Source organism: Acidithiobacillus sp. HP-2 (assembly GCF_015100155.1).
Classification (GTDB): domain Bacteria; phylum Pseudomonadota; class Gammaproteobacteria; order Acidithiobacillales; family Acidithiobacillaceae; genus Acidithiobacillus.
The window spans coordinates 167,586-179,292 of record NZ_JACKZA010000006.1 but is presented as its reverse complement, the minus strand read 5'-3'; the positions used below and the strand labels follow the sequence as shown (position 1 = coordinate 179,292).

Here is an 11,707-nt window from a genome sequence, read left to right as displayed (position 1 = left end):
GTGGGCTCGGAGATGTGTATAAGAGACAGCCTGACGCCCATCAACCATCCGCACCGTCGCAAATTCTTCCAGCAATACCGCCACCTCTGCCTCTATGGCCTGCTCAATCAGAGAGCGTGCCGCGCGTCGAAGTATCCCTTCAATGCCCAGACCCAACTCTCCCATCCCACCTGCTATTACGGTATTCTTTTCCACGGCGTACTCCTTATGTTGCTCTTTGAGTCGGAAACCCTTTGTAGCAACAGTACGCCACCTCATTCAAGCCAGTTGTAACGCGCCCGTACACCACTTTCGAGCATAGCTCCGCCTTCACGACATTAATCCCTACGACTATCTGGTCGATGTCCTGCAGCGGGTCAGCCAGCATCCCGCATCTCGCGTCGCCGAACTGACCCCCAGACTCTGGAAACAGCACTTCGCCGCCAACCTCCTGCGATCGGACCTCTACAATATCCTGAAGTAGCCCGCAAGATACGCCGCTCAGTTACCGGTTACGTAGCGAGTGGTAGATGTCTTGGTCATAGCCGCTACTCCGAAAGGTTTCGAACGAGGCGTAAAGCTATCTTGATGTCTCAGGAACGCTGAACATTGTTACCAGCGGATGGCCCTGCGCTGGCAGCGGAAACTCAGACAGATAAAGTGCTGTAGCTTCAGTCAGATTGACAATAGCCTCTTCGACCGTTTCGCCTTGGGTGGTCGTACCTGTCTCTGGATTTAGCGCGACATAGCCGCCTTCTTCGGCGGGGGTAAGAACAGCAGTCAGTTCCATAGCTTCGCTCCCAAGAAGACATTCATTGTCTCGCAATTGATGCTTGACGCCTAAAAAATTTAGACTCAACAATGCTATCATCAAGCGATGTTTAATGCAAAATTAGCAGTAACAACACGCTGTATATTCATGGCATTTTCCATTGCACACAATTTAGGACAGCCTAAAATCTTCCAGATGAAAAACACCAAACCAGATTCCAGCAACCCACCCAAACTTCTGGATCGGCTGCGCGCTTTCTGGCTCTAACGCCTGGGCTCGTGCGTGTGGCCGCCGACCTGGATTTCCGATTCAGCGACCTCTTGTTCCTCACCAGCTACGAGGACGTAACCCTGAGGGCTTCTCTCCGATTGGTGAAGCCCGCTAACTGACGTACCACTTATCAGTGTGTCTAATTGAGCGGGAAGGTTTTTCAATCAAGCAATCCGACGCGTACTTGTGCAGCACACTGGCGATAGCTGTCGGCCAAATAGACTTGATATGCACAATCGTTAGCTTTGTGCCGCCCCCTGCTTTTTAGGTAGCTCTGGATTCATGCAGTCCCATGGTGCAGCGCTACTTACATGAAAATCCATTGTTGGAACATAATTCGATGGGTCATCTAAAGTGCCAGCCTTTATACCCAGCACTCCTGGCATATGGCCGAACCTTGCGAACAATTGGGAACCACAGTTCGGGCAAAAGCCTCTTTTGTGGATATTTCCGCTATCTGCCTGAGATTCGTAATATTTTACTGCACCTGAAACAACCACATTTTTTTCAGGGAAAAGCATCGCCGGAATAAATGCACCACCTGATGATCTTTGACAGTCTTTGCAATGACAATTTCCAGTAAACACTGGCTCAATATCAACTGAATAGCTGATTTCCCCACAAAGGCACCGCCCGGAATATTTTGCATTCATAAAAATTCCTATCTATATAGTTGATGCACAATCGGGATAGTGAAGAAGCCTCACGGTCCCCTCCTCTCACAACACACCGGACGAACGGGCCACATATCCTGCGGTTCGATGAACTAAATTCTAACAGTGCTGCAAGGCTCGGTACTCCTAGCAGCCCGTCGGTTTTAACTTCGGACTACTGCCAGATTTCGCCCCGAATTTTTTGAAATCGCTCATTTTGAGTCTTTTTCGGTCATTATTGCCCTGTTTTTTGCGGTTTATCTGCATTTTCCTGCCCTACAGGCGCAATACGGCCATGCGTTTTATGTTCCACGCCAGGCAGACCAGACTCCATTCTCCCTGAACCTGACGCAGGCCGCGCAAGGAGAACTGCCGGAATCCCATCACGGATTTGATAATCCCGAAGACCGGTTCTACCGTTTGTTTGCGCAGACGATAAACGCTTCGGCCTGCCTGCGTCTTCAGACGATGTATCATCGCCTGCATGCGGGTTGCATKYWMASGRACGGTAGAACCGGTCTTCGGGATTATCAAATCCGTGATGGGATTCCGGCAGTTCTCCTTGCGCGGCCTGCGTCAGGTTCAGGGAGAATGGAGTCTGGTCTGCCTGGCGTGGAACATAAAACGCATGGCCGTATTGCGCCTGTAGGGCAGGAAAATGCAGATAAACCGCAAAAAACAGGGCAATAATGACCGAAAAAGACTCAAAATGAGCGATTTCAAAAAATTCGGGGCGAAATCTGGCAGTAGTCCGAAGTTAAAACCGACGGGCTGCTAGCGAATGATCCACAGCTTAGGCAACACTTTTGCCCAGGGCGGATTGTGACGCTGATCGATGCTATACATGCCGAACTCCAGCAGATCCATCATCCAGAATGGCTTGCTCAGGCGGGTGCCGCCGATACGTTAGTGATCAGCAAAACTGATTGTGTCGAAACATCGGCACTGCTGGCGCTGCGCGATGCACTGGCAGGACTTAATCCTGCCGCTGATCTCGTTTACGGCTATACGGCGTCGGCGGCCTGGTTAACGCAGTTCGCTGCGGGGCCAGCGGTGACACAGCAGCGTGTCTTTAAAACATTGACCCGGCTAGGAACCCTCGCCGAGGTACACGCCGAGGTGCATGCAGTCAGTTTGATACTGGACAAGCCGCTCGATTGGACACATTTCGGAATCTGGCTATCAATGTTACTGCACGCCCACGGTGACCGGCTCCTGCGTTTCAAGGTGCTGCTCGATGTCGGCACTGAAGCTCCGGTGGTGTTACACGGCGTGCAACACGTACTGAACCGTCCGAGGAGATCAAAGCGTCTCTCACCCGTTTTATGGCAGCCATGGCTCCCATGAAGTGTTAATTCGCGCCTAACAGAAAAAAAGCTTTTTTTTCAAAATCTTGTTGGGAAAATCTAAGTGAAATAGTGAATGGGTAGAATTTAATGTCCGTTTTCACAAGCGCGGTTGTTAAACAGATACCGTCTTGATGACGCCTATGCAAGGTAAGCGTTCAGCGAATCCACCCTTGCGGATTGGAGCCAATCAGGCTAATGCAGATTTTTTCCAGTTCCACGGCAAGAGTTCGTGGAGTTTTTTGTTGGGCCAGGTCGGGAGCTTTTCGAGGGCATCACAGCGGTACGCGAAAGGCTCAATGCCATTGAGCTTGCACGTTTCGATGATACTGTAAAAGGACGCGGCCCGTTTACCACCAGCGTCATTACCCACGAACAAGAAATTCTTGCGGCCAATGGCCACACGTAGAGAATCTTCACTGACGATCTTGCGTGAGTACGGTCATCTTGCGCATGCCCAGAATGTTGGGACTCACGCCGTCACTGCGTAACGCCGTGACGTGGGCATAGCGGCGATGACCCGTCAGAATAGAGAGGAATAAGGTCCCCAGTACATCACGTTTCTGCGGCTTTTAAGTTAATACGTTGACGCTTACGATCAATCTACAACCCAACCAAAACCATCGCCCCCATCACCATCAAATAACTGAACGCCGGGGACATACCCTGCGGTTGCCACCCTGCCCGCTCAAAAACTGGCTGGATCTGCAACCAGGAGGCTTCCGTACTCTCCCATTTTTCAAAAGCATGCTTGACCTGAATCTCATCCCGCTTATTGAGATGCAGCGCTACCCGCCAGGATTGCCGCCAACGGGAACGCTGCTTCTCATGATCAAAGCTCAGATACCGGATATTACGCGGGGAAATCCCCAATTGCAGCAGCAGTTGCTTGTAGGCTTGCGCTAGAACCACTTCCTTAGTATCGTCCGGGGATCGTAGCAGCAAAACTCCAGGCTCACTGCGCCAGGCTCTTTTCAGGTACGCATCAAGCGCGCTGCTTAATAGTGCAGGATCTTGCTCCATCATGGTCCAGAATCCTGGAAGCATGTTTTTTAGGTGTTCCTGGTCATTCCGGGTTAAGGGACGGGGTGGCAAGGGTATTTCCAGCGTGCCTTTGCCGAACTGAGGAATTTTAAGCGACTTGTGGCGCGGACCCATCCGGCTTTTCAGCGCAAATATGTCCTGCGCTTTGCGCGCCATTCGGGCTAATTGCTGTGCGGTGTAGTCAACGTCTTCAGCTATGGGCTGCCAGAACAATTCGTCTTCTGCTTTTTGCGGATCGGTAATCACTGCAGATTGGGTAAACCCCTGCAAAAGTAAATACCAAAGATTTTCCAGGATGCGGATTTTGGACGCTCCTACGGATTGGGCGGATGCAGTTTCAGAGGATACAGTTTGAAACATCCCGTCCTCCTGTAAAAATTCGGGGGACTGCAGATCATCCGGCATCTTGATCCGAAGCCTTGACAACAGACCATCCATACCCGCCTGCTTATAGGCTCGATAAATAGTTTTCTCATGCAGTAGGCCTGCCAGTATTGCGAGCCAATCACGGATCGAATGGGCTTCAGCTATCTGTACACGCAGATGCAAAGCCAGAATCAGATCCAGGTTATGCAGGTAGTGGTTCATACTGATTTCAGGACCGGAGTGTCCCAACAGCGCCGCTACGGCATAGAGCTGCTTGCGGTTGGCGTGATCAACACCCAACAATCTCTGCCGAAATACCCGGGCGGAACCCTGTTCGCTCTTATATGGCAAAGGTAAATATTGCGGCCCAATATCTGCCAACATCAACTTCCACAAAATCTGGTTAGCAAAACTATGCCGCAGATGATGAAAATGCAGGCTTTGGTTGCCCGTAACCGCTCGCATATCTGCATGAATGCGGGACATCGCAGTTTCCTGGGCAATGGGATTGTGACCAATCTCAGGGAGCACAAAGAGATATTCCTCACCAGAAACCGCGCCACTTTCTCCGCGATAGGCTATCCATTTACGCAGAAGTTCCAGTTCGTCATTCTCCAACAGCACATCCAGTGGTAAAGCGCGCGTTGCATGACGGGTTTTCAAACGCCGTTCACTAAATGGACGAATGAGCAATCTGGCCTGCCCTATCAGATGACAGTCGGTCAGACGCAGACGCAGCACTTCCATGCGCCGCAGCCCACAACGGTAGCCCAGAATGGCAACCAGCGTGAGCAGATTGGGAAGCTGCTGATGGTGCAGGGCATGCCTGCCATCCTGAAGGCGTTTTTTCAGGCGAACGAACTCCGCCTCGCTGATGACCTGAGCGTCGGGAATCACATCGATCTGAAACCCACCCAGATCCTGAAGCAGTAAAGGGTCTACTCCCTGACGCTCCACCAGAAACTGATGCCATTCCCGAATGGCCCGAATCAGATGGACTCTCTGATGTACCGTATCGACCTGCTCCAGAAGGTCTTCATAAAGTTGACGCCAGGACGGATCACCGAAACTTTCCACCAACTGGGTATCTTCCAGCACCTGCAGCATCAAGGCCGCGAGACGGCTAACATAGCGGCGAATAGTCGTCATCTCCAAGCGGTGGCGATAGGATGAGCCTTCTTTCAGTAAATGCTCAGCCCAGGCAAACATACGCCTTCCCAGGGGATCCGAAACATTCTCCTGCTTCAGAGCGTCCTTTAGCAGTTTTAGAGCATTGGCTCGGTTTTTGGCCCGCATGGCCTGCCGTAGTGCCCGCAGCCAGGCGACCGTCACAACCCCTTCCATTACTTCAGGGGCTGATTCCAACGCTGCATCGGCTTTATTCGATATACTTTCCTTTGCCTCAGAAATCTTGGCCTGAGACCCTTCAGAATAGCCATGAATACGCCACCAACTTTGACTTACCAAGGCATGGGCATCCAGATCTCCCAAGGCATAAGCACCCAAAAATTGCGGTAATTCCAGACGCGCCGCTTGTGTCATGCCTCTGAACAATGCCCTGATTTGGAGATGCCGTCGTCCGATCCGGGGCCATTTGCGCAAGGGTAATGTCATGATCCGTTGTATTTCCTGCGCGGATATTTCCGAGGTCCGTTGCTGTAGCGTGTCTTCTGCATCATCTGTCCGTGGAAATGCCCGCAAATAATGCAAAATCAGGATTTCCGAAAATGGATCAGGAAACCAGCGGCGCAACCGCACACCACCCCGAGGCATAGGAATTTGCAGGTCCCAGAATGTGAGTCCCGGTGATTCGAAATAGACCAGCGCATGCCGCCCACGCAACATAGATGACAGACACTTTAATGCCACCATTTCCCCTAAGCCACCAAAAAGTAGTGCCGACAGCAGAATTTCTCCCTCACAATAGGCTTGGATTTCCGCCCGGGATCCATCCAGCCTTGAATGTTTTTGCTGCATTGCCTGTTTCAGCAGCATTCTGGCATTACCGACCTGCTGGTAATCCGCCATGGCTTGCCTCCGAAAGGGTATTGCTTCGCGTTCCAGCATCATCGGTACGGCCGGTGGGCACCAGGTCCATAACGATGCCTGATTCCCACGCCGGATCAGCAGGCTGAAATATTGTAGACATTTGGCCTGAGCCCGCAGCCGGGATTTGAGTCCGGCTTTGATGTCTGTACATTTATTGTTGCCCCCATCCGGCGCATAGGTTTCCAGGATCCGGTCATGCAGCGTGGTCGCCAAGGACTCCCGGCCTTTATCGGATACCAAAAAATGGGTAACAGCTCCCTGCAGGTTATTGAGGAAGGTTCTATAAGGCAGCCCTTCAGTTCCTTTCTTTCGGGCATATGCCGTATTGCTTTCCCGCAAAAGCCATCGCTCGTATTCTTCGATTTCTGCCTCGTCAAATAGAAACTGTCCACGTTTAGCAGCCGGCATCTGCAGAATTTCCTGACGAATTTCCTTAAAAGAGGCTGTCTGGATGGGAGGTTTGGGTGTTGCAACATTCAGAGAAAATTTTGCTTCTTCCATCATTTTTGTCGCTTGGCGACCCTAGTAGGCAAGGGCTGTGACCGGAAACCCAAGCTATTCAGCATCGACTCCAGATACGGCTTCAGCAGATTCACATAGGCCAGAGCTGACTGACTGGAGTAGCGGCTCCAGGGAGATTCTCCGGTATACCAATGCCCCATGAAGGCATCGACCACTTCGGCCGGGCAACCCCGTTCCAACAGGTAACTACGGCAGAATCGTCGATGACTGTTCACGGGCATATCCACCTCGAAAAGGGATATTAGTTCGGGACGCAAATCGTTTGGACACAAGCCTGTTATCGCCCGACCCTTCATCAGAAAATTGCTGCCAGAAGCGCTGTCGCGGACACGTGAACTCTCCGACCATTTTTTCTGTTGCATGGCCAGATCCCATTGCCTCTGCAATTGCTGAAGCAAATCTGGGGGTAACCAGAGCAAGCGCAGATGGGACTGATCCCGCGTCGATTTGTCCTGATGAACGATAAAGCCTGACGCAGTCCCTTCTGCGGGATTTTCTGGAAAAGGCGCACAAATTACCCGCGAGGCGGTGGCATAGGCAAAATACAACCAGGTGTAGAGTGTGTAGTCGTTGTAATAGGCATTCCAGTCTGCACTTAGATTTTTGGCATGGTTGCTGAGCGTAGGGAGGGATTGGACCTGTTGATCCAGGCGATCCTGCAATCGTTTTATTCCTGTCCGAATGATTTCAATCCTGGGCCGAAACAGGGAACCCAGATAGCCTGAATTATCTGCTGGCAAAACCTCAACGGAACCGGCCAACAAGGAATGGCTGCCATAGGTTTCCTGCAACACCTGGACATAGCGCGCCACCAACCTTTTCTGGGTGAGTGTCGTATAAAAACGCCGCACCTGACCAAGACGCTGTTTTTTAGGGAAAACCAGTTCTGTTTCCCCGATGTCTCCACGACCCGCGCATCGGTACCAGAGAAAATTTTCCACACGGGTCAGAGTGAGATAGCCAGAGGGGTCGACCGTGCGCAAATATTTCTGGATATCCTGTTGATAGTTACGCCTACCCTCTCCGAACAGGCGCACTTTGGGGAGGTTTTTATCTGAGTAATGGTTTAGTAGCTGCTCCAGATATTCGCCACAGCCCGTCACATCCGGCAGGCATAAGATGGAGTCCTGGATATCCGCACACAATTTCGGTGCTTCAGCAAATTGATTGTACCATCTGCTGGGAGGCTCGATTTTGACATACCATGTACCCCATTGCCTCTTTTCTCCCGATTGAAAGGCAAAATGATGGTATCCTTTGATATGGCCTCGGCTTTTGACCAGTTTCAGCTGGTGACATTTTTCAAAGCCAATACCAGTTCCGAGTAAAATAAACAAGATAACGAGGCTCTGTGCACGCAATGATGGCTTCAGGGGGGCTTTTTCGAGGGCATCGGGAAATGCTTCGGCCATTGCACGACGCAACCCGTGGATGGCGGTATCCGTCAACTGTTCATAATCCCAGAGGAAAAGCTGGTTTTGCAGGGCTTCCGCCCGGACTCGACCCTGCAATGCCGTCGTCAGCAGATTAGCCGCACCACCACCGGATTTACGTGAACATATGGGCACTTCCTCGACAAAAGCTTCACCCACATTTTCATCGACATCAATGTCGTACTCTTTCTGATAGCGAACAGCGTCACCCGGCTTGCTACCGAAACTGCCAGCTGCTTCGGCTCTTTTGCGAAGAGGGCGCTGAGGTTTTTGAGGATCTTGAAAATCCGGTTTGACCGTCTCTTGATCCAGATTCATAAGAGGCAGGTATCCCACAATACTTTCCTTTTTGCCTCTACCCTGAGTCAACCGTCCCGTTGGCTGATGGAAGTCATAGGCGGTAGCCAGCATATAGATGAAACCCTGCAAATGGCTCCGCAAGGAGCGATGAATGGGTTCGCGCGTCAGTTTTTTAAAAACTTCGTCAAACTCGCTTTTCTGCTTCCGCTCTCTTTCATCACCTTGTTCCTCTTGACCGTCGGTCTTTTCGCCCCTGGTATAGACCTGCCAGGCAACATAAATTGATTCCGCCAGTTCCTGGGGAGCATGTTCAGGATGCAAGAGTTCTGCCGAAATCCCTTCACGACGTGCAGAAATTTCCCGTAAAAAAATACCTGCCCGGTAGGTATAACCCAAAACATCGTCGTAGGGGGCTGAAGTAACCCTTGCAAAGTCATAGAACCGATCTTTGTTCCTGGCGATTAAGTGCAGATGCGCCAGAAGGACATGTCCCTGCAATAAATACCATTCATCCTGCTGGCCGAGGTCAGTTTTCCACCACAAGAGCGCATAGAGTGGATGAGATTTTGTACAAACACCTGTCAAGGGAGACTTATGGGGATTTTTTGCATATTCGGAGGGAGGAATAACATCGGGTTCCTGGCGTAGAATCCAATCAAGCAACAGGGGCCACTGCGACATTTCCACCGGCGGCGCGTTCAAAAATTCCGCCAAATCGATCAGGTCCAAGATTGATTGCAGATTTTCTGCAACGATGGTCAACTCCAGTAACGTGCCATAGACCCCAATGTCCCGAAACAGGGCCAACAGCGCATCTGCCGAAATGGTCGGGTCTCTTTCAGCCGCTTCCATACAACGCTGAAATTCCGGGCAGTCCCGTGGCGCAACCGCTGCGGACTTTTTTCCTCCCGGCTTTTTGGGCTGGGGCGAACGAGAGGGACTTGCGCTTTCTGCATCAGTCATTACATTGCCTTTCTATCTCCCCAGAACACACCCGTTATTATCAATCCAACCCTTAAACACCCGACATGGCATAATGGTCAGAAGGGTAACGAAAATAGCTGGTGGCCTTGTGTGGCATTTGGCGCAGACGCTCCATAAAGACTGTGGCCTTGGTCATGGTGGGGTTACCAATATGTGCAATCTGCTTTGATAGTTTAGGATGCGCTCCAGACGCTTTGATCAATTATTGCACACTCGTCCGCGTCTGTTTGCACAGACAATACACAGGGCAAGCGATCTGACGAACGTATTATGACAGAAAAAGTGAACTCTCCACCGCTAAAGGCAGTAGCTTCATTTGCAACTGAAAGCAAAGCCCAAATGCCTTTTGTCGTGCGTCTGCACGTATGGTAACATGTCACTATACATGCAACCAGCGGAGGTATCATGTCGTCTCTTCACACTTCAACCGACAAGACTGCCCGTCATCGCGAAAGAATGAAGGCTGCAGGTTTACGCCCTGTTCAGTTCTGGGTGCCCGACACCCGCTCCCCCGAGTTCGTTGCACAAGTTCGCCATCAGTGCCTGAAACTCAACACTGATCCAACCGAAGCGGATATTTTACAGTTTACCGAAGAAGCTGCTGCACTCATAGATGGATGGGTATAATGCAACGGGGGGACCTGGTCACACTGTCTCTGCACGGTGACTATGAGAAACCCCGTCCCGCCGTCATCGTGCAGTCTAATCTGTTGTCGGATCTCGAAAGTGTCGTGCTCTGTCCGATCACCAGCGATCTGCGTGACGCAGTATTCCGCGTGACGATTGAGCCCAATCCATCCAATGGCCTACGAGCCTTATCCCAAGTAAGGTGGACAAGCTGGCGACCTTACCAAGGAGCAAAATTAGCACCGCTTTTGGCCGTCTGGACGAGGGCAAGATGAAAGCAGTTGATCGGGCGCTGCTGCTGGTGATCGGCATGGCCTGATCCGCTCAAACGAACTCCCGATTATTTCTCAAGCACTGACCGTCAGCACCATATTGGTGAAGGCCACGCATAAGCCGGTCTGATCTCGGTTGCAGCCACTCGGCAGAAGCAACTACGGGGCAACTGGACCGGTTATTTCAAGGCTGAGGGCAACTGCTGGTCCTTGTTTGATATAATCGTTCTCCCTTTTACCCTACTAATGGTCTCCAGAAACGCGAAGCGGGCCCGGGACCTGACAGACAAGCAAACTGTCGATGGGGTGGTTGCGCCGTAAACGCCTGTTGGCGGCTATCTAATGCTGCACTCATTCGGTCGCAGGCCTCTACCTGAATCCTGCCGGGCATCAGGGGGCGGGTCGAACGACTGGACCAATGGATTTTGAGCGCAGCAACCAGATCAGGATTCAGCCGTCTTAACCACGCAAGATGAGAAGCCAGCACTTCTGTCGTAGCTTCCTCGTGCGCAACAGTCCAACCTTCCATAATGCGCCTGCCATCTTGATCATAACCCAGAACCTTCCCTACATCGTGCCATAGCAAAGCTGTGCGCGCGATCTCCCATTCCAGCAATGTCATGGATTCTATCCGGGTCAAAAGACGTAGAGCCTCCACAGAGTGCCGTAACAATCCACCCTTCTCTGCATGATGATGTGACTGGCTCGCTGGAATCTTGATCCAAAACAGGCTGATCTCAGGATCAAGCAGAATTCGTTGACTGAAACAGCGTAATGAGGCATTCGTCATTAATTGGATATGCGCCCATAATTCCCGGAGATGGACCGGGTAAGGTGTTTCAGATAGCAACCAGTTTGGTAGACTGGACATTGCTCTACTGTGCAGATCAGAATCAGTAAAAGAAACCAGACGCAAGTCCATGATATCCAGCACCCACTCTTGTCCCAACCGACGCGGACGTACGCTGGCAGAAACTTCGATCCCATCTGGCCAGAAACTTCGGAACGGAAACGCCTGCCACCAATAAGCTGTCCAATGTCTCCCCCCGGGAGTTGTGAGGCAACAGGAGCAGAAAGCCTCCCCAAAGCG

General features: G+C 51.4%; 8 protein-coding genes and 5 pseudogenes. 5 read left to right on the top strand and 8 right to left on the bottom strand.

The window, feature by feature from the left end; all coding sequences use genetic code 11:
* Window positions 1–258 (bottom strand): annotated as a pseudogene (locus tag H7F11_RS06680) (hypothetical protein); the annotation flags it as partial.
* A 46-nt stretch (window positions 259–304) separates the two neighbouring features.
* Here H7F11_RS06680 and H7F11_RS06675 point away from each other — a divergent pair.
* Window positions 305–463, top strand: a pseudogene (locus tag H7F11_RS06675) (transposase domain-containing protein); the annotation flags it as partial.
* A gap of 96 nt (window positions 464–559) precedes the next feature.
* Here the strand turns inward: H7F11_RS06675 and H7F11_RS06670 are convergent.
* The 3 genes and pseudogenes from H7F11_RS06670 to H7F11_RS06660 form a co-directional block, all read right to left on the bottom strand.
* Complete coding sequence (locus H7F11_RS06670) at window positions 560–769, bottom strand: type II toxin-antitoxin system HicB family antitoxin (protein ID WP_193651539.1); 210 nt, start codon at window positions 767–769, stop codon at window positions 560–562.
* Between the two features lie 491 nt (window positions 770–1,260).
* On the bottom strand, window positions 1,261–1,674 hold the full coding sequence (locus tag H7F11_RS06665) for a GFA family protein (protein ID WP_193651538.1): 414 nt from the start codon (window positions 1,672–1,674) through the stop codon (window positions 1,261–1,263).
* 276 nt (window positions 1,675–1,950) lie between these two features.
* Window positions 1,951–2,151, bottom strand: a pseudogene (locus H7F11_RS06660) (IS5/IS1182 family transposase); the annotation flags it as partial.
* Between the two features lie 28 nt (window positions 2,152–2,179).
* On the opposite strand from H7F11_RS06660, the pseudogene H7F11_RS06655 reads away from it, so the two are divergent.
* Both H7F11_RS06655 and H7F11_RS06650 read left to right on the top strand, forming a co-directional pair.
* Window positions 2,180–2,323: pseudogene (locus H7F11_RS06655) on the top strand (transposase); the annotation flags it as partial.
* A gap of 122 nt (window positions 2,324–2,445) precedes the next feature.
* Entirely contained in the window at window positions 2,446–3,021 is a 576-nt protein-coding gene (locus H7F11_RS06650) for a GTP-binding protein (protein WP_413773190.1), read from the top strand.
* Between the two features lie 189 nt (window positions 3,022–3,210).
* Here the strand turns inward: H7F11_RS06650 and H7F11_RS06645 are convergent.
* From H7F11_RS06645 to H7F11_RS06635, 3 genes and pseudogenes are all read right to left on the bottom strand, one after another.
* A pseudogene (locus tag H7F11_RS06645) lies at window positions 3,211–3,438 on the bottom strand (transposase domain-containing protein); the annotation flags it as partial.
* Between the two features lie 185 nt (window positions 3,439–3,623).
* Window positions 3,624–6,983, bottom strand: coding sequence for a tyrosine-type recombinase/integrase (locus H7F11_RS06640; RefSeq protein WP_193651536.1), 3,360 nt, complete (start codon window positions 6,981–6,983; stop codon window positions 3,624–3,626).
* A complete protein-coding gene (locus tag H7F11_RS06635; protein ID WP_193651535.1) occupies window positions 6,980–9,697 on the bottom strand; it encodes a hypothetical protein in 2,718 nt (905 codons plus the stop codon). The genes H7F11_RS06640 and H7F11_RS06635 overlap by 4 nt, the downstream gene beginning before the upstream one ends.
* A gap of 426 nt (window positions 9,698–10,123) precedes the next feature.
* On the opposite strand from H7F11_RS06635, the gene H7F11_RS06630 reads away from it, so the two are divergent.
* Both H7F11_RS06630 and H7F11_RS17225 read left to right on the top strand, forming a co-directional pair.
* Window positions 10,124–10,345, top strand: a complete 222-nt coding sequence (locus H7F11_RS06630) for an antitoxin MazE family protein (protein ID WP_193651534.1) — start codon at window positions 10,124–10,126, stop codon at window positions 10,343–10,345.
* Window positions 10,336–10,620, top strand: a complete 285-nt coding sequence (locus tag H7F11_RS17225) for a type II toxin-antitoxin system PemK/MazF family toxin (protein WP_413773189.1) — start codon at window positions 10,336–10,338, stop codon at window positions 10,618–10,620. The genes H7F11_RS06630 and H7F11_RS17225 overlap by 10 nt, the downstream gene beginning before the upstream one ends.
* Window positions 10,621–10,852: 232 nt before the next feature.
* On the opposite strand, the gene H7F11_RS06620 is transcribed toward H7F11_RS17225, so the two are convergent.
* Window positions 10,853–11,407, bottom strand: coding sequence for a TraI domain-containing protein (locus tag H7F11_RS06620; RefSeq protein ID WP_193658076.1), 555 nt, complete (start codon window positions 11,405–11,407; stop codon window positions 10,853–10,855).
* Window positions 11,408–11,707: the final 300 nt, after the last annotated feature.